The organism is SAR202 cluster bacterium, from assembly GCA_016872285.1.
Taxonomy (GTDB): Bacteria; Chloroflexota; Dehalococcoidia; order Lucifugimonadales.
The window spans coordinates 70,788-87,574 of the sequence record VGZZ01000004.1 but is presented as its reverse complement, the minus strand read 5'-3'; the positions used below and the strand labels follow the sequence as shown (position 1 = coordinate 87,574).

General features: G+C 58.7%; 25 protein-coding genes and 1 tRNA gene. 8 read left to right on the top strand and 18 right to left on the bottom strand.

Annotated features, from left to right (window positions below):
* The 4 genes from FJ320_02610 to FJ320_02595 all read left to right on the top strand — a co-directional run bounded on the left by FJ320_02610 (position 1) and on the right by FJ320_02595 (position 1,965).
* Positions 1-183 (top strand): heme exporter protein CcmD, encoded by a 183-nt coding sequence (locus FJ320_02610; protein ID MBM3924866.1) that lies wholly within the window; start codon positions 1-3, stop codon positions 181-183.
* 59 nt (positions 184-242) lie between these two features.
* Positions 243-716: a cytochrome c maturation protein CcmE gene (locus FJ320_02605; protein ID MBM3924865.1), complete on the top strand. Its 474-nt coding sequence runs from the start codon at positions 243-245 to the stop codon at positions 714-716.
* Between the two features lie 427 nt (positions 717-1,143).
* A complete protein-coding gene (locus FJ320_02600) occupies positions 1,144-1,587 on the top strand; it encodes a hypothetical protein (protein ID MBM3924864.1) in 444 nt (147 codons plus the stop codon).
* Between the two features lie 78 nt (positions 1,588-1,665).
* Positions 1,666-1,965 (top strand): hypothetical protein, encoded by a 300-nt coding sequence (locus FJ320_02595; protein ID MBM3924863.1) that lies wholly within the window; start codon positions 1,666-1,668, stop codon positions 1,963-1,965.
* Positions 1,966-2,325: 360 nt separating this feature from the next.
* On the opposite strand, the gene FJ320_02590 is transcribed toward FJ320_02595, so the two are convergent.
* From FJ320_02590 to FJ320_02560, 7 genes are all read right to left on the bottom strand, one after another.
* On the bottom strand, positions 2,326-2,700 hold the full coding sequence (locus tag FJ320_02590; protein MBM3924862.1) for a hypothetical protein: 375 nt from the start codon (positions 2,698-2,700) through the stop codon (positions 2,326-2,328).
* Positions 2,701-2,703: 3 nt separating this feature from the next.
* Complete coding sequence (locus FJ320_02585) at positions 2,704-2,952, bottom strand: hypothetical protein (protein ID MBM3924861.1); 249 nt, start codon at positions 2,950-2,952, stop codon at positions 2,704-2,706.
* A 70-nt stretch (positions 2,953-3,022) separates the two neighbouring features.
* Positions 3,023-3,763 (bottom strand): DUF3179 domain-containing protein, encoded by a 741-nt coding sequence (locus FJ320_02580; GenBank protein ID MBM3924860.1) that lies wholly within the window; start codon positions 3,761-3,763, stop codon positions 3,023-3,025.
* Between the two features lie 21 nt (positions 3,764-3,784).
* Entirely contained in the window at positions 3,785-4,309 is a 525-nt protein-coding gene (locus FJ320_02575) for a DUF3179 domain-containing protein (GenBank protein ID MBM3924859.1), read from the bottom strand.
* Positions 4,310-4,831 carry a cytochrome c gene (locus tag FJ320_02570; protein MBM3924858.1) on the bottom strand — a complete coding sequence of 174 codons (522 nt, stop codon included), beginning with the start codon at positions 4,829-4,831 and terminating at the stop codon, positions 4,310-4,312.
* A 21-nt stretch (positions 4,832-4,852) separates the two neighbouring features.
* The gene (locus tag FJ320_02565; protein MBM3924857.1) at positions 4,853-5,374 is read right to left on the bottom strand and encodes a hypothetical protein; all 522 of its coding nucleotides are present in this window, start codon (positions 5,372-5,374) and stop codon (positions 4,853-4,855) included.
* A 313-nt stretch (positions 5,375-5,687) separates the two neighbouring features.
* Complete coding sequence (locus FJ320_02560; protein MBM3924856.1) at positions 5,688-5,954, bottom strand: hypothetical protein; 267 nt, start codon at positions 5,952-5,954, stop codon at positions 5,688-5,690.
* Between the two features lie 115 nt (positions 5,955-6,069).
* On the opposite strand from FJ320_02560, the gene FJ320_02555 reads away from it, so the two are divergent.
* A complete protein-coding gene (locus FJ320_02555; protein ID MBM3924855.1) occupies positions 6,070-6,630 on the top strand; it encodes an RNA polymerase sigma factor in 561 nt (186 codons plus the stop codon).
* A gap of 44 nt (positions 6,631-6,674) precedes the next feature.
* Here the strand turns inward: FJ320_02555 and FJ320_02550 are convergent, their stop codons facing one another.
* The 3 genes from FJ320_02550 to FJ320_02540 all read right to left on the bottom strand — a co-directional run bounded on the left by FJ320_02550 (position 6,675) and on the right by FJ320_02540 (position 10,458).
* A complete protein-coding gene (locus FJ320_02550; GenBank protein MBM3924854.1) occupies positions 6,675-7,541 on the bottom strand; it encodes a 2-oxoacid:ferredoxin oxidoreductase subunit beta in 867 nt (288 codons plus the stop codon).
* Positions 7,538-9,253, bottom strand: coding sequence for a 2-oxoacid:acceptor oxidoreductase subunit alpha (locus FJ320_02545; protein MBM3924853.1), 1,716 nt, complete (start codon positions 9,251-9,253; stop codon positions 7,538-7,540). The genes FJ320_02550 and FJ320_02545 overlap by 4 nt, the downstream gene beginning before the upstream one ends.
* 338 nt (positions 9,254-9,591) lie before the next feature.
* A complete protein-coding gene (locus FJ320_02540) occupies positions 9,592-10,458 on the bottom strand; it encodes an alpha/beta hydrolase (GenBank protein ID MBM3924852.1) in 867 nt (288 codons plus the stop codon).
* A gap of 113 nt (positions 10,459-10,571) precedes the next feature.
* Between FJ320_02540 and FJ320_02535 the strand changes: the two genes are divergently transcribed.
* On the top strand, positions 10,572-10,808 hold the full coding sequence (locus FJ320_02535; protein MBM3924851.1) for a type II toxin-antitoxin system HicB family antitoxin: 237 nt from the start codon (positions 10,572-10,574) through the stop codon (positions 10,806-10,808).
* A 14-nt stretch (positions 10,809-10,822) separates the two neighbouring features.
* The gene (locus FJ320_02530) at positions 10,823-11,059 is read left to right on the top strand and encodes an addiction module toxin, HicA family (GenBank protein ID MBM3924850.1); all 237 of its coding nucleotides are present in this window, start codon (positions 10,823-10,825) and stop codon (positions 11,057-11,059) included.
* A 124-nt stretch (positions 11,060-11,183) separates the two neighbouring features.
* On the opposite strand, the gene FJ320_02525 is transcribed toward FJ320_02530, so the two are convergent.
* From FJ320_02525 to mnmA, 7 genes are all read right to left on the bottom strand, one after another.
* A tRNA-Gly gene (locus FJ320_02525) sits at positions 11,184-11,257 on the bottom strand.
* A gap of 47 nt (positions 11,258-11,304) precedes the next feature.
* On the bottom strand, positions 11,305-11,964 hold the full coding sequence (locus tag FJ320_02520; protein MBM3924849.1) for a haloacid dehalogenase: 660 nt from the start codon (positions 11,962-11,964) through the stop codon (positions 11,305-11,307).
* Entirely contained in the window at positions 11,964-12,944 is a 981-nt protein-coding gene (gene thiE / locus FJ320_02515) for a thiamine phosphate synthase (GenBank protein MBM3924848.1), read from the bottom strand. Before thiE ends, FJ320_02520 begins: the two co-directional genes overlap by 1 nt.
* Before the next feature lie 45 nt (positions 12,945-12,989).
* On the bottom strand, positions 12,990-13,397 hold the full coding sequence (locus FJ320_02510) for a zinc ribbon domain-containing protein (protein ID MBM3924847.1): 408 nt from the start codon (positions 13,395-13,397) through the stop codon (positions 12,990-12,992).
* 256 nt (positions 13,398-13,653) lie between these two features.
* Positions 13,654-14,034 (bottom strand): YraN family protein, encoded by a 381-nt coding sequence (locus tag FJ320_02505; protein MBM3924846.1) that lies wholly within the window; start codon positions 14,032-14,034, stop codon positions 13,654-13,656.
* Positions 14,034-14,669, bottom strand: coding sequence for a ribonuclease HII (locus FJ320_02500; protein ID MBM3924845.1), 636 nt, complete (start codon positions 14,667-14,669; stop codon positions 14,034-14,036). Before FJ320_02500 ends, FJ320_02505 begins: the two co-directional genes overlap by 1 nt.
* A complete protein-coding gene (mnmA, locus tag FJ320_02495) occupies positions 14,656-15,780 on the bottom strand; it encodes a tRNA 2-thiouridine(34) synthase MnmA (protein MBM3924844.1) in 1,125 nt (374 codons plus the stop codon). The genes FJ320_02500 and mnmA overlap by 14 nt, the downstream gene beginning before the upstream one ends.
* Positions 15,781-15,899: 119 nt before the next feature.
* Between mnmA and rsfS the strand changes: the two genes are divergently transcribed.
* Positions 15,900-16,268, top strand: coding sequence for a ribosome silencing factor (gene rsfS / locus FJ320_02490; protein MBM3924843.1), 369 nt, complete (start codon positions 15,900-15,902; stop codon positions 16,266-16,268).
* On the opposite strand, the gene FJ320_02485 is transcribed toward rsfS, so the two are convergent.
* The gene (locus FJ320_02485) at positions 16,255-16,707 is read right to left on the bottom strand and encodes a nucleoside-diphosphate kinase (GenBank protein ID MBM3924842.1); all 453 of its coding nucleotides are present in this window, start codon (positions 16,705-16,707) and stop codon (positions 16,255-16,257) included. The two genes, rsfS and FJ320_02485, sit on opposite strands and share 14 nt — an antisense overlap.
* Between the last annotated feature and the right edge of the window lie 80 nt (positions 16,708-16,787).

The following is a 16,787-nucleotide window of genomic DNA, read 5'->3' as shown; positions in this document are numbered from 1 at the left end:
ATGTTCGACACACCTGCCAACAACATACCGTACCTGTTCGCCGCCTATGCGATAGCTTGGGCGGTGTTCTTCGGCTTCGCGTTCATGGCATGGCGGCGGCACCATGAGGTGGAGCGGGAGGTGAGGGCGCTGCGGGAGGAACTGCGGCGGCGCGACAAAGAGGGGGGTACTTCGACCCGCTAGAGGTTGCCAAAGCTACTACAGGCCTATAACATGGACGTGACGAAATTCGACGTGAAGATATGATCAATAATCCTGCGCCAAATAGCCCACCGCCCAGCCGCTCCTTCCTGAGCGGGCGAGGGCGGCTGGTGGTCCTGGCGGTGGTGATAGCCCTGGCGGTGTCTTACCTAGGCTATGCGGCATTCTCAGGCAGCACCAGCTACTACCTCACCGTCGATGAACTACATGCTTTTGAGGGGGAGAAGGATGGACGCAGTTTCAGGGTGAAGGGGAAGCTGGAGCCGGACACCTTTGTTCGCGAGGACGGCGGCACCAGGGCGGTGTTCACCCTGACGGCGGGCGGCGCCGAGTTACCCGCCACGTATGTCGGTGTGGTGCCGGACCTGTTCTTCAACCCGCATTCAGACATCATCTTGCAGGGCCGCTATAACCCCCACGGTGCCTTTGAGGCGGAGACGGTGAGCGTGTTGTGTCCCACCAAGTACCAGGCGCTGGAAGAAGCGCAGAAGGCGGAGCAGGGGTCAGGGTCTTAGGGGGCCATCGCGGACGGGTGGGGGCGGGGTTGGATTGTGCTAAATCATTCTTTTGACCTCTTATTCGTTTTTGTAAGGGGCGAAACGAATCCTCTTCTAACAGGTTGTTTCTCTAAATTAAGGTCTCTTTCCGCGCCTAAAGCGCCCCAAAACAACCTCCCGCCAGCTATTCGTTTTGTAGCTGACCCTTTTAACATCTTTTTTATTTGACAAACGAATCAGGAACGAATGAGAGTCCAGGACTTTCCAGGTTGGCCTGGTGACAAAAGTGGGCATGTAGGATTAAGTGACGCGGTCATGGGGGGAGGATAACGGGAGCGGAGAGTTTAAGTAAAGGGGCAGATGTCACTGAGGCGAGTCCTTTTTGTGAACCTCATTTCCCTTTCTCTCATCAAATAATTAAGAGACAAGGCGCAAGGAGGCAGGAATGGACTGGCTGGGAATTATTGTGGCAGGGCTAGCCGGCACAGCGGCCATCACCGTGATCATGTATTCGGCTCCGATGATGGGGATGGCGAAGATGGATATAGCCCAGATGCTAGGGTCAATGTTCCTTCCGCAAGGAAGCACTGCGTTCGCATTGGGTATGATGATGCACTTCATGAACGGCGTCATCTTCGCCATAATCTACGGGCTGGTATGGGAGGGTTTGGACGTTGACGTCACATGGTGGAGCGGACTCATCTTTGGCGCAGTACATTTCCTGGTAGCTATGGTGGGGATGGCGATGATGATGTTTATGCACAAGGAGGTGAAGGCGGGACGCATGGAGAATCCAACGAAGGCCGGGCCCAAAGGGATAATAGGCTCGCTGATGGGGCACATGCTCTTTGGGCTGGTGGTGGCCCTGGTGTACGGGGCATTTGTTTAGTTTTAGTGACTAATGGGCATGAAAAAGGGAACATCAACCCAGCCTAGATTTACAGTTCGCTCTGTTGCGGGGGGCACTGTGGGAGCGGTGGTCGCCAGCCTATGCTGTCTTCCAGGGGCGGCAGCCGTAGCCATTGGAACCAGCGCTGGAACAGCGGCATCCCTTTACCGGCTACAAGACTACCAGAGGCTAGCCCAGATTGTTGGGTTGGCGATAGCTGGGATTTGGATTTTATGGCTAGTAAGCAGGAGCAGGAAGGCCTGCTCGATAGAGGGTTATGCGGCCAACCGTCAAAGGGTGCCGCTACTTGTCCTGGTGAGTTTCACGGGAATTTTTGCCGTCCTGAACCTGCTGGTCATACCGTTGCTGGAAGGCTAACTGGCGGAAGCTACCCGGAGGTCTAATGAAACTCATCCTTCAAACAAATTTAAAGTGCCCATTGTGCAGGCATGTCCAGAGGGCTGAAATGCCTGAGAACGCTTGACAGATCTACTATGAGTGCGCCGGCTGCGGCAACACAATTGGGTCCAAGGGCGGGCAATGCTGTGTTTTTTGTTCTTACGGCGGTGTCCCGTGCGCATCGAAACAAACAGCAACGACTGGCAAGCCGACCAAGGTCATCTGTAGGCCGGAAGGGAGCCGTGAGGGAACCTGTAGAAACTCTCGCGATAGACGCCGCGCACCAAACGCTGTTCAGGAGATGACGTCTTGATAAGCTTCTCTCCGGCTTAATTACAATTACTTCGGCGGTCTTACCAGGTTCACGAAAGTCTTATTTTTCTGGCCTTCCTTAAAGGGCAACTTCTCCGAGACGGGTTCCCATTCCCGCCCTGCTTCCATCTCTGCGCCCAGCCCATCAGCTATACGCACCATATAGTTATAAAGGGCCACGACGTGAACCATATCAATGATATCTTCGTCCCGCCATCCCAAGTTGCGGAGTTCCAGGTGGTAAACCTCCGTGATAGTTGAGGGGTCGCGAGTGAGGTGCTCGGCGAACTCGAGCATGGCGACTTGCCTGGGAGAAAACCCGGCGTTGCGGTAGTCCAGTCCAAAAATTCCTTCGACATGCGAGTTGGGATCAGCCTTACGCAGAGCCTCTGCGTGAGCCACAGTTCAATACTGGCATTTGTTTATGGCTGACACCAGGGTGGCGAACATTTGTTTTTCGGCTTCCGTGAGGCCTGAGGTATCGTCCTTCATTACTGCGTCGTTAAGGTCTTGAAGGGCGCGCAGCGTTTTAGGCCGCAGGCTACTCACCGCCATGACGTTACCGATGCGCCCACGAGAGGTTAGATACTCGTCATAAATATCTTTTAACAAGCCTTTGGCCTGGCGATAGGCAACCACGGACACGTATGCCATAATCTGCCTCCTTTTAACTTGCTGCTCTATTGACCGTACTATACTAGATAAATCGTAAGTTTCCTTAAGGTTACTGAAGTCTGTAGATAAGGGTGTCAGGCCGGTAGGTGACCCAGCTGAACCAGAAGGAACCAGCGCGGTGGACCACAGAGTCAAGCTGACGGCCCGCCAGGGGACCTGACTCTGCCCGCCCCAAAAGAGTCCATGTACTCCCGGTTTGCTCATCCATAATCTCCTCGCCGTGGGGTTGGAAGGTGAGCCTTTGGCCATCCAGATGGGGGCTGAAAACTCCAACGGCGCCAACGTCCCTGCCCGACTTTATGGACCTGTTGTCTAAGGACGAGGTTGCGCCCTTTTTAAAAAATACGACGAGTTCCTCTCCAGCCAGCGACAGATGGACCACCCTGCGCTCCTCTAGGACCGAGTATGGCACCGCAATGGACAGGTCACTTTTGTCAATTCCCACTACGCGCTCCGTTGGCGGCAGCCTAACATCGCGAGGCCCTTCAAATAAAAAGGGGTCCGAAGTATCGTACAAAACATAAGGATTTAGACCATAAGGGCGGCTATGTCCTGTTCTCCTTGATAAAACCTGGCCCTGAGGGAAGGCGGCTTTAAACTCTTTCCAGGGTACTATTTCAAGGGCCAGTAATTCCAACTTGTGACCGGTCATTTCGCCCACGATGGCCTCTCCGCTAAACTCCTGCCACCACGAATGAGTCTGCCGATCATACATCACAAGATTACTAAAGCGCAGAAGGCCGCTGGTCCCGAAGTCCAGGACTGTGCCGTTCACCGTCCGCCTAAACACGAAGGCGGTGTTGCAAAGTGGTCAATAAGTAATGGTGACCGGCTCACCCCCAACGGTGTCATTGACGATTTCGTGCCAAATAAGGACCTGCTGGGGGTAGGCCCGGGCGTCCCCGTTGATTTCAACGACCTGGACCAACTCATTATCGGAGAGCCACTCGCCGGCTTCAACAACAGACTCGAAAAAAGGATGGTCGATGGGAGGGATATCGTCTCTACCCGGACCGCCGCCCGTGAACTCGTCAAGGGGGATGGTCCGGATGCGGAAGTCCGTGTCGGGCCAGTCTGACGCTTCGAACTGCGCCCTGTTCAGTTCACCGTCTAACTGTTCCTGGCTGATGGGTGTGGGTCTTACCACCGGCGATTTCACAGCTTCAGGGATGCCGGCGGCATTGGCATCTGGGGAAGAAGCCGGCGGTGAGGATGCGGGGCTGTCGGTGGCTTGACTAGTGCATGCCAGTATGAGGGCCAAAGCAAAAATAATGGACATGGCCCCCCATCTGAGGGATTTTGCTACTTTGGCGAGACGGGCCATGGATTTAACCATTTAACGCAGAGTCTTGATGTATTCAATTACGGCCTGGACTTCCTGGTCCGAGAGCTTATCGCGAAAGTCCTGGGGCATGATGCCTGGGTTGAACCCCTGGGCTATTTTAGCGTTAGGAGAGAGGATGGACTCCTGGATATAGGCCTCGTCAGCGGTGACGGTGGAACCGTCGGAAAGGAGGCGGCTGCGGCTAAAGAGGCCTTTCCATGTGGGGCCGACGCTGGGGTTGCCATCGATGGAGTGGCAGGCGGAACAGCCCATTTGCCTGGCTAGCTGGGCGCCGGCCTCTGGGCTCAGGGTTACATGCTCGTGGGTTGGGGACGGAGTGGGGATTGGGAGGTGTGTTGGAGTGGCAGTGGGGCCGGCGCAGGCGACCATGCCGCCCATAACCAGGAAAACAACTATAATTCCGAGGACTTTCATAATCGACGGCCTCCAATACAAGGCTTGATAAGAGGCGGCACGCTTAGCGAGTTTGTAGACGTAGACATGCCGCCCTGATAGAAGGCTAAACGCCAGCATTGGGCTGAAATTGTCTGGCTGTTAGCAGTCGGTTGCGGGAGTGGGCATGAAGTTGTTGTCTATACCTTGCTTGACCGCTCCTCCGGACATAGGAGACTCGAAGTCGCGTACGGCGGTATGAACAAACCAGACACCTTCAGCGCCGGGAGCGCCACCGTGGGTGTCGTTCATCATGTCGTGGAAATGGGTGAATCCGGGCCCGAACTGCGCCTCGACGCGCTGCTGGTCGGCTTTGCAGAACTTACCCGGGACACCCAGGACGACCCAGTTGAGGTTCTCGGCTTTATTCAGGTCCATGTTGTCAAAGTGCAGGGCCAGGACTCCGCCGGTGGGAAGCATGAAAGCGCGGTGGTCTGTCATGGACGTCATTTCGACAGGCTTCATCAGGGACGTAAGCTGCGTCCAGTAGGCGCTGTTCTTTTGAGAGCCGCTTAACTGGGCCTGCAGGCTGGCGATTTGCTGGTCTTTGGCAGCCAGCTCGTCGTCGGCGCCGTCGCCGCAGGCAGCTAGAGTTACCAGGGCTATGGCAAGAGCCGATATCAACCAAAGGGGACGCGTTTTCCAGAACCGCATGGCGGGGTAGACCTCCAGAATGACTTTTGATTAGGCCAGGCAATCCGGATTCATGCCCTCTGGGGAAGGGACCGCGGGTAGGTGGGATCGCCTGGCCTCAAAGAGTTAGATGAGCCAGGCGGGGAATCGGTGCTATGTGATAGACAGACTTGAAGGGAAACCTGTTCTGAGCCAACGCCATGCAAAAGAGGTAATGAGGGCACAGTTTAAATAACAGGATATTGAAGAGATAAAGCCGGCGGAGTTGAAGGGACAATGATGGTGAAGGACGAGGAGGCTGGGGCTAATCTTTGCCCTTCTTGGCGTCCTTCACTCTCTGGAAGACACGATCCGTAAAACCGTCGGGCGCAGTCTGAGGGGCTTCCGTCTCGGACAGCATGCGGACAGTGACGGCCAGGCTGCGGACGAAGGCTGTGCACAGGTGGCACTGGTCCAGATGCTTCTTAATCCGCTCCATTAAGGACGGCGACAAATCCTTTTCAAGGTACGCCGAAGCCTTAGCCCTGACCTGGGCGCACTCGGAGCGGCGCATAAATGGTAGCCTAAACATAGGTTTACGGTTGCCTAATTCTTCTCTGAGCCTGTATTGCAGTGTACAGCGCCAGTTACAACAATTGCCGCAGAGCCGTCTCGCATCTCAAATCCGTTAAGTTAGATGCTGGAATTTGGAAAAAGATTTCTCTGAAACCAAGGCCAAGCTAGATGTTGGCGCACCTGTCACCTTTGAACAGGTGGTAGAGACCCACGGCGGTTTTGTTTATAACCTGGCCTTTAGAATCATGGGCAACGCCGCCGATGCCGAGGATGCGGCACAGGACGCCTTTATATCGGTCTATCGCAACTTCCATCGCTTCAGGTGGGACTCCAGCCTCACTACCTGGCTCTACCGCATCACTACCAACGCCTGCTTGATGCGTTTGCGAAAGGACAAGCGAAATCGCACGTTGACGCAAACAGGGGTGGAGGACATGCAGGTGGCGGACTGGACCCAGGGGCCAGAGAACGAAGCATTGAATTCCGAGTTGAAGGCAAAGCTTAATGAAGGGCTAGGTTTGTTACCGCCGCAGTTGAAGGTGGCCGTGGTGCTGCGGGATGTCCAGGGACTGCCTAATGAGGCGGCGGCGGAGGTGCTGGGCATCAGCGTGTCGTCCTTCAAAGCACGGTTGCATCGCGGACGGGTTCTATTGAGGAAGTACCTGGCGGACTATGTCAGCCAGAAAAAGTAAAAGCCCCCGTATACGGAGGCTTTTACTTTTGGTTACTTACGAAGCTAGATGGCGTAGGAGTCCAGGAGCTGCTGGACGGACTTGGGCTTGACCTTCTGGTTCAGCTTATCGATTTGCTGGTCCAGGGAGGGGCGGTCTGTGTTCTTGTAGAGGATGCCGATGGGCCAGCCGCCGGAGTTGGCGGCCTTGTAGGCGGCCTCTCGGTTGGAGGCGTCGTGGTTGGCGGGGATGTCCCACATCATGGGCTGGAGGCCCTTCTTGGGGTTGCCCTTGAGGATTTCAAAGGTGTCGTTGTAGGTGGTGCAGGGGGACTGGACGTGGACGATGGAGAAGCCGGGGTGCTCCATGCCGGCGACAATGAGCTTCGCCAGGTCCTTAGGCTTGCCGGAGAAGCCTCCGGCGATGAAGGAGACGCCGATGCTGAGGTAGAAGTCCAGAGGATTGAGGGCCTGCTCGGCCTTGCCGTAGGGGGTAGAGCTAGTGACGGCGCCCAGGTTGGTGGTGGGGGAGCTCTGGCCTTTGGTCAGGCCGTAGACGCCGTTGTCCATGATGACGGCGCAGACGTTGAGGTTCCGGGCGGCCTGGGGGGCGATGTGCTCCATGCCGATGCTGAGGAAGTCGCCATCGCCAGCGACGACCATGACATTGAGGTCGGGCCGGCCCATCTTGACGCCCAGGGCTATGGGGAGAGTGCGGCCGTGGATGCCGTGGAAGCCGTAGGGCTGGGGGCCTTCCAGGAGGTGGACCAGGTTGCCGGAGCAGCCGATGCCGGCGACAACCACGTTGCGCTCGGCGGGGACCTCTTTAGAGACGGTCCACTCTTGCATAGCAAACTCGATGGCGCGGCGGACGCCGAAGTCGCCGCAGCCAGGGCACCATTTAAAATCGTATTCAGGATTCTTGGCGCTCATACTCTTACCATCCTCTGTTTAGACTGTATCTTTTGCTTTACGCGAGACACCAGGTCCCGGACTTTGAAGGGGAGGCCGGTGTACTGGGTAATGGACTCGGCCTTGACGCCGTGGGAGCGCAGGATAGAGGACCACATACCCTGGAAGTTAAGCTCAGGAACAATGACCAGCTCTTTCTTTCGCAGCTCCTCCAGCAGGGCCGGAGGCAGGGGGTGGAGGAACATGGTGTAGTTCCAGCCGATGGGGACACCCTCGGCGCGAAGCTGGTGATAGGCCTCCAGGGCGGGGCCTTTGGTGCCGCCCCAGGGCATGATCACGATAGACTCGCGGGAGTTGTCGGACTCGAAAGAGCCGTCGTGGAGGAGCTTCAGCTTGTTGAAGCGGCGCTCGGTCATATGGATGTGGCGCTGGGGCAGGTGGGTGGTATCGCCGATGGCGTCGTGTTCACTACCGTTGGCGACGTAGGCGCCGGGGCCGCCGGGGATAGGCATGGGGGAGGCGGTGGAGGCCTCGTATCGCATATAGCCGTTGCTGCCCTTATAGACCTTTCGATTTTCGACCTTGAGCTTGGAGAGGTCCGGCGCGGGGATGTTCTGGGCGCGCTCGGCCATAGCCATCTCGTTCATGAGGATGACGGGACCTTGATACCGCTCCGCCCAGTTGAGGGCGGTGACGGCGGCGTAGAAACACTCCTCGACAGAGCCCGGGGCGATGACGGGGAGGGCAACGTCGCCGTGGGCGGGATGGAGGCATTTGAAGAGGTCCGACTGCTCCGTCTTGGTGGGGAGGCCGGTGGCTGGGCCGCCGCGCTGGACGTCCACGACCACGATGGGGATTTCCGCCATCCAGCCGAGGCCGAGGCCTTCGCTCATGAGGCTGAAGCCGGGGCCGGCGGTGGCGGTCATGGCCTTCTTGCCGGCGAAGCCCGCACCCAGGATGGCGGTGATGGCTTCGATTTCCGAGCTGACTTGATATACAAACCTGTCCTTGCCCACCAGGTTGCGCTCCATCCAGACAAGGATGGTGGTGGCAGGAGAGATGGGGTATCCGACGTAGAAGTTGAGGCCGGCGGCCAGGGCGCCCAGGCTGATGGCCTCGTTGCCGCGAACTAAAATCTGCTTGCCTTCCGGCGTTTTGGGATCGGGGAGGCGCTGAAGCTTGAACTGGGTGCCGGCGGCGGCCTGCCGGCCAAGACCGAGGGCTTTGATGTTGGACTCGATAATCTCTTTATCGCCCTCGCGGCCTCGAGTGAAGCGCTTGGTGACGAACTGCTCCAGGTACTCCTGGGGCATATCGACGAGGTGGGCGATGGCGCCGATGATAACCATGTTGGCGGCGCGGGTGTTGCCGGTAGACTTGGCCATCTCGTCGACGGTCATGCCGAAGCTGCGGCCGTCGTCAGGGAGCTGAAACTCGGCGGAGTTGTAGATAACCACGCCTCCCTTTCGCAGCTCGCTGATATGAGCGTCGTAGCCCTCCTTGTTGAAGGCGACGAGGACGTCCAGGTCGTCGCCTGTGCTCAGGACGGGGGAGGTGGAGACGCGGGTCTGGGTCCAGGTGGGGCCGCCAAGGATCTGGGAGGGGAAGGTGGCGTAGGTGAGGACGTGGTAGCCCACCTGGGAGGCGGCCTGTGCTAGGCCTTCCGCGGAGGTGACGACGCCTTGCCCGCCTTCGCCGGCGAATCTGACGATGAGGTCTTGTTTGTCCACCATGCTTCTCCGATATAGGGTTTTAGGGCGTTACACGAAAACTCCGCCCTTTTGGGAAGGACGGAGCCTTAGAGGCGAGTTAGGTACAGTGGCCGCCGAGGCCCCAACCGGGCGCGACTGCCCATGATTGATGCGCAAGATAGTTAATGCTCCGGCCTAGGGCGTTTGAGGGCTGGATATGGCTGGGCATGCCAGGCAGTCGTGTAGTTAAACGCAATTAATTTAGCCTACCCAATATAGCAACGCAGGCGGGAATTGTCAAAGTCGCGTTAGCTATGAAATGGCCGACAATTAATTATAACAGAGGGAGGGTAAAAGAGGGCGGAATCAAGGCTTTTCGGCTAGATTTTATTCACCAAGCCCAGGATGATTTCCGCCAGGTCGCGGGGGCGCTGGAGGGGGACGTCGTGGATGGTGTCGTCCAGCCAGCGGACGTCGGCGTTGGGGAGGAGGCCGCGGGCCCTTTCCACCTGGACAACCCTGGGGTCTTCGGAGGGACCCTTGGGCAGTCCCTGCCGGCAGGCGAGGACGAGGGTAGGGCATTGGACTTGTCGATAGAGATGGGAGGGCTTCTGGTCCCACATAGCGCGGATAATTTTCAGGTGGTTTTCCCTAGAGAGGTGGGGCTTAACCTGACCTTCCGGGGAGATGGAGAAGTTGTCTATGACGATACGCTCGATGTCAGGGTTCCACCATCGGGAGAGGCTGCCAGTGCGAATGCGCTCGCGCATCTGCTGGGTGGTCCTGCCGTTGAAGTTGGGCGGGGCCATCTCGCGGAGGGCGATTTCCAGGGTCCAGCCGGGCCGGGAGGAAGGCTCCAGAAAACCGCCGTCCACCATGACGAGGCCGGCGACCTGGCCGGGGTAGTCGACGGCGCACTGGAGGGCAACGTTGCCACCCCAGGAATGGCCGACGATGACGGGGGAATGGAGGTCGAAGGTGTCCCAGAATTGATGGGCGTCACGGGCGATGGATTCGAAGTCATAGCCGTCGCCGGGCTTGTCGCTGCGGCCGTGGCCGCGCTGGTCGTAGGCGACGACGCGGCAGCCACCTTCCACCAGGTGGGGGGCAACGAGGTCGAAGATGGAGCAGTTGGAGGCAAGGCCGTGGAGGAGGAGGAGGGGCTGGCCTTGGCCGCCCCAGTCCTTGTAGTGAAGGCCGAGGCCGTGAATATCGGCGAAGCCCTCTTTGGGAAAGGTAGTTGTCATAAAGCAGCGGTCTGATCAGGCCTGTTAATTACAGCTTACAGCCTATGGGAAAGGGGAGGTAATATTGGTGTATGGTGGGCTATACTATCTAGCATAGATGACGGAGTGACCAGATGACTAAGGCGAAGTTTAATGTTCTCATTGAATGGGAGAGAGACGATAGAGCTTGGGTAGCCTACGTTCCAGCCTTGAATTGGCTTTCCACATTTGGCGAGACGCGTGAAGAGGTCCTGGAGCGTGTGCATGAAGCTATCATTGGATACATGGAAGCTGCAGAAAAGGAAGGTATAGAGATTCCAAAGAGGGAATCTAAAGCTGAGCTCACAGCAGTGGAAGTTAAAGTGCCGTGAACAGGCTCCCCAGAATGACGGGGCGGGAAGTGCTCCGTATTCTGCAACGAGGCGGGTATAAACTAAGTCATGTGAGAGGCAGCCATCACTATCTTAGAAAGCCAGGGGCGCCAAACCTAGTCGTAGTCCCTGTACATGGAAGCAGGGATCTGCCTATCGGAACATTCAGGGCCATATTGCATCAAGCTGGTCTCACAGTAGAGGAGTTTATGAACCTTCGAAAAGGGCGACGCGAAGAGGGAAATAGCTGATAGAAAAACCGGCTAGAACTTGCTATCAGTTGGCCCTTGGCTACCACCAATGGTACTCGTGTGTAAGAGCTAGAGTCAGGAATAACTCAGAACTTTGCTCTAAAATGGCGGTTTTGGGTGGCGGTGGAGCGGGCGATGGGAATCGAACCCACGTAACTAGCTTGGAAGGCTAGAGCTCTACCATTGAGCTACGCCCGCTCATTAGACGAGACCAGACTATTCTATCAAAAAGCGGCGTATTGTATTTAAAGGCCGGGCTGGCCGCCTTGGTCGCTCTCCAGGGACGCCAGGCGTTTTTCTAGCTGACGCTGGCGGTAGGCCATGGTGAAGTCGCCGCGGGTGCGCTCCAGGGTGCCGCGTACCATGTCCGTGGTGTGGCGGAGACCGCCGGTGACGCCTTCCGGAAAGTCCAGGGTGACCATGACGCTGTAAAGCTCATCCATGGCGTCCATCATCTCCTCGCATCGGCCCCAGTCGTCATGGCGGAGGGAGTCGAGAATGTATCGGCGGAGCTCACCGGCGGCGTCGCCCAGGCCTTTGAGGTAGTCGCTGACGTCGACGCCGAGGTCTTGAGGCTGGGGGAGATTTCTGCCGGAGAGGAAGGCTAAGGTGATGGAGGCCTCGGAGAACTCCTTGCGGGCGTCGGAGGAGTAGCCGGAGTAGTAGATGTCCGGGTGGGTGTCTAGGATGGAAGCCGTCCCCTTTAGCTGGATGGTGGCCTGGTCGATGAGGGTCTGGGCCTGGTCGAACTCGGCGCGATGGGTGGCGCGGATGGAGTTGGCGGAGAGTCGGATAACCTCGCGGGAGATTTTTAACGCTTGCTCGCGGGCGGCGTGCTTGGCGGTAAAGTCTTCCACGGCTTTGGCGGCTAGTTGGTTGAAACTTTCGGAATGGGGTGAAGGCATCAGACGCGACCTCCTGCGGCGCGAATGGATTCGACCAGCCTGGCGGCGGCGTCGCGGGGGCTGGGGGCCAGGCCGACGGCGCTGATGACGCACAGGGCGTCGGCGCCGGCGCGGACGACTTCGGCGACACGTTCGGCGGTGATGCCGCCGATGGCGACGACGGGCACATCCACGGAGCCTTTTACTTTTTTAAGGAGCATGGGGCCGCCGACGATGGGCTGGTCTTTGGAGCTGGTGGGGAACATGGCGCCGACGGCGATGTAGTCGGCGCCGGCCTGGGAGGCTTCCAGGGCCTCTTCTAGGTGATGGTTGGAACGGCCGATAAGCTGGTGGGGGTGGAGGGCCTTTCGGGCTTCGGCGACGGGGAGGTCGGTGAGTCCCAGGTGGACGCCGTGGGCGTCGCAGAGAGCGGTTATATCGGCGTGGTCGTTGACGATAAACAAAGCGTCCTTTTCGTCGCAAAGCTGCTTCATGGCCCTGGCGAGGGGAAGGGACTGGCCCTTGTCCCGCGCCTTATCTCTAAGCTGGACCATGCGTGCGCCGCCATCCAGAGCGTCGCGGGTTACATGCAGGGGATCACGGCCAGCGGTCGCCTGGGGGTCAATAATAACATAGAGGCCGAAGGCCTTCTGGCGGGCGGCATCGCGGGATCGGTGGCCTAGCTGGCTTTCGAGGGTATCCAGGGTAGCGTGGAGGCCGCCGGCGAGCCTTTCGCCAAGCTGGCTGAAGTGGCCAGCGGAGGAGAGGAGGTCCAGGGAGGAGCGGGCGGTGACGACAAGCTTTAGGGCTTGCTCTGGGGTTAGGGCTGAAGATTTGGGTTGGTCTAGGGTGGGGCCGGGGAGTCGACCGTTGAGGTCATGGATCTGGCGGGCGATGGCGGCGTTATGAAGGAGATTCTCGGCGACGGCGCTGAGGATGGCGCAGTCGTGGCGGAGGGAGTCCAGGTGCAGTTGGTGTAGAGAAGAGCGAGTAACCACCAAGAGATTCTAACAGAGAGAAGGGGCACGGTCTCCGCGCCGTCGCGTTTAGGGGATGTCGCTAGTGCTGGGCTTAGGGCCTTCCTCATCATCACCGGGGGCTTCCATGCCGCCCAGGCCTTCGCCATCGCCGAGGTCACCTTCGTCGGGAAGGTTGCCGGATTCCATCTGGTCCAGCATCTCCTCGAGTTCTGGTGTGGACTCCTCTCCCATCTCGCTCTGCATCTGGCGCATGGCTTTAGCCATGGCGCGAGGGTCTTCCATGGCGGAGTCGTCGAGGTCCATGTTGTCGAAGGTGGAGTCAGCGGAGCGGTGGACTGCAAATCGGGAGATTAGGCGGTAGGTGTCCTGGCTGCCGCAGTGCTCACAGGAGGGCTGGGAGGACTGGGAGAGGCTGCGGACCAGGACGGTGGTGCGGCGGCGGCACTTGCGGCATCGGTATTCGTAGAGGGGCATAGAAGGAGACCTTAATGCTCTTTTATGAGTAGTGAGGGAATTAATATACCATCCTTAGCGGATGGAGAAAGGATGTGGGGTGTGTTAGTGAGATGCTTGACGTAGTTACCGACATAACAGATTCCTCAACTGCGTCCCGATGAGTACATCGGGTCTGCCGCTCGGAATGACAAACTGATGTTGGTAGTGATGAAGGGGGCGTTGCAGCAGTCACGTTGATTAGATTCTTCGCAGGCTCAGAATGACAATTCGCAGGCTAGAAGTCGGTCTGCTCAACGACGTTTTGAAGGTGGCGGAGAGGGGAGAGGCGGCCCTGGGAGTCCATGGGGACGGCGATGAGGTCTATGCGCCAGGAGCTTTGCTCAAGGCCTCGCTCTTCCAGGAAGGTCTGGGCGGTGAGGACTAGTTTTTGGGCCTTTCGTTTGGTAAGGGACTCCTCGGGCTGGCCGAAGGCGTTGCCGCGTTTGGTGCGGACTTCGACGAAGACCAGGGTGTCGCCTTCCTGGGCTATCAGGTCGATTTCGCCCCAGCGGCATCGATAGTTGGGGCAAAGGATGGTGTAGCCGCTGGCCTCTAAGAGGCGGCGGGCGAGGAGCTCGCCTCGATTTCCGAGGCGGGTGCGGCGGGTGGGAGGCATCAGGCCATGCCCAGGGCGTCGGCGGCCAGACGCACGGGAGCAAAGCTGCGGCGGTGGATGCGGCAGGGGCCGATCTGCCGGAGGGCTTCCATGTGGCCGGCAGTACCATAGCCTTTGTGCTGGTGGAAGCCATAGGCGGGATAGGTAGAGTGGAACTCGGTCATGATGGTGTCGCGGGCTACCTTGGCGACTATTGAGGCTGCCGCTATGGAGACACAGCCTTCGTCGCCGCCAGGGACGGCGGTGTGGGGGACGCGGCTGGCTTTGAGCGAGAAATAGTCGATAAGCACATGCTGAGGCTTGAGGGGGAGGTTGGAGATGGCGCGGGTCATGGCAAGCTCGGAGGCGGCGGCGATGCCTATGTCATCAATCTCCCAGGGTTCCACCCGGCCAATGCCGATACCCAGGGCATGACGGAAGATAACATCGGCGGCCTTCTCGCGCTGCTGGCGGGTCAGGAGCTTGCTGTCGTTAATCAGTGCGAGCCAGTTGGAGCGGGGGTTGAGATTGGTGGGCAGGACAACAGCGCCGGCCATAACGGGGCCGGCGAGGGGGCCTCGGCCCACCTCATCCACGCCTGCCACCAGGGACAGGCCTTTTTTGTGGAGGTTTAGCTCGAGGTCAAGGGACGGCATAGGCCGCGCTGGGCTGGGAGGCGTCACGGGCCTTGGGATGGGCGATGCGCCCGCCGCCTAGGACTTCGTCGCCCTGATAGAAGACGACGGCCTGGCCGGGGGTCACGGCGCGCTGGGGCTGGTCGAAACGCACCAGGACATCGCTGCCCTGTGGGTACAGGTGGGCAGGCGTCTCCTGGGACTTGTAGCGAATCTTGACGGTGACATCGGCGCCAGCGGCGGGGACCTGGCCGGAGATGTAGTTGACCTGCCCGGCCCAAAGTTCCGTCTGCATCAGCGCGTCCTCGGGACCGAGGGTGACGTCGCCCGTGCCTGGGTCGATGGCGGTGACGAAGAGGGGCTGGGTGGCGGCGACGCCGAGGCCCTTGCGCTGGCCGATTGTAAAGAACTCGATGCCGCGGTGCTGGCCGAGGACTTGGCCCCGGGTGTCCACCAGGCGGCCGGGCTTGGTGGTAATACGGCCCTCAAGGAACTTGCGGTAGTCGCCCAGAGGTATGAAGCAGATCTCCTGGCTGTCCGGCTTGGCGGCGTTGGGGAAGCCGGCATCGATGGCGAGGCGTCGGATTTCCGGCTTGGGGAGGTGACCGACGGGCATGAGGGTGGAGGCGAGCTGCGCCTGGCCCATGCCGTAGAGGACGTAGGACTGGTCCTTGGAAGGGTCGGCGGCCTTGAGGAGGTGGAAGCCGTTGGGGCGGCCTTCGATGCGGGCGTAGTGGCCGGTGGCGACGTACTTGGCGCCAAGGTAGTGGGCGCGCTGCATGAGGAAGGAGAACTTAATGCGGTCGTTGCAGGCGATGCAGGGATGGGGGGTGCGGCCTAGCTGGTACTCGCGGAGGAAGTAGTCGATGACGTGGGCCTGGAACTCGCGCTGGACATTGAAGACATAATGCGGCACGCCCAGCATTTCGCAGATGCGGCGGGCGTCCTCGACATCGTCGAGGGAGCAGCAACCCTTGTAGTAGGCGGGGAGGTCCTTTTCGTCGATGCTGTAGAGGCGCATGGTGACGCCGATGATGTCATAGCCGGCGCGCTTCAGCAGCAGGGCGGCCACGGAGGAGTCGACGCCGCCGCTCATGGCGACGATAACTTTTCGTGGGTCTAGGGCAATCATAACTAAATCAGCCTAACATATTAGACCAGCGCGGGGGTAGGGCGTTCGCAATTTTATCTATACCTGTTAGCATAGCCTTATGCGTTGTTGGAGATTAAAGGCGAGACTATAATTCAGGGATGGTAAGAGGAGAGTCTATACTGACCCCATCGGAAATCGCCCGCAAGCTGGTAGATATCGCGTCGGACGTGCAGGCAGAGGACATTGTCCTACTGGACATTTCAAAGATATCAGTCTTCGCCGACTACTTTGTCATCCTAAGCGCTGAATCAGACCGGCAGATCCGCGCCATCCACGAAGAGATGGAGATGAGGCTGAAGAAGGATGACGGCGTAAGGCTGAAGCACTACGAAGGCACGGCGGAGTCGGGGTGGCTGCTGCTGGACTTTGGCAACGTGATAGTGCACATCTTCAGCCCGGAGCAGCGGGAGTTCTATGGCCTAGAGCAGGTGTGGTCGAAAGCGTCCCAGGTGCTCAGGGTTCTATAATCCAGGCCTCCGTGGCCCGCTGATAGCTCACCAGTTCCGACGGCTTAAAAAAGAGGGCGATTTCGCTTTTGGCTGTCTCGGGCGAATCGGAGCCGTGGACCAGGTTGCGGCCTATGTCTACCGCCAGGTCGGCACGGATGGTGCCAGGGGCGGCCTCCAGGGGGTTGGTCTTGCCCATGGTGTTGCGCGTCATGGCGACGGCGTCGGGGCCTTCCCAGACCATGGCGACGAGGGGGCCGGAGGTGATGAACTCCACCAAGCCCTTGAAGAAGGGGCGCTCACGGTGGACGCCGTAGTGTTTTTCGGCCATGGGGCGGTCCATATGCAGCAGCTTCATGCCGACGGCTTTGAGGCCGCGGGCTTCCAGCCTGGAGATGATGGCACCGATGAGACCACGCTGTACGCCATCGGGCTTTACTAGGACAAGGGTGCGCTGAATCTCTTTGCTCACGTTCTCTCCTTTGATTGCGGGTGCTAATTATCTCAATACATTTATGCTATGAAACGATAATGGCAAGT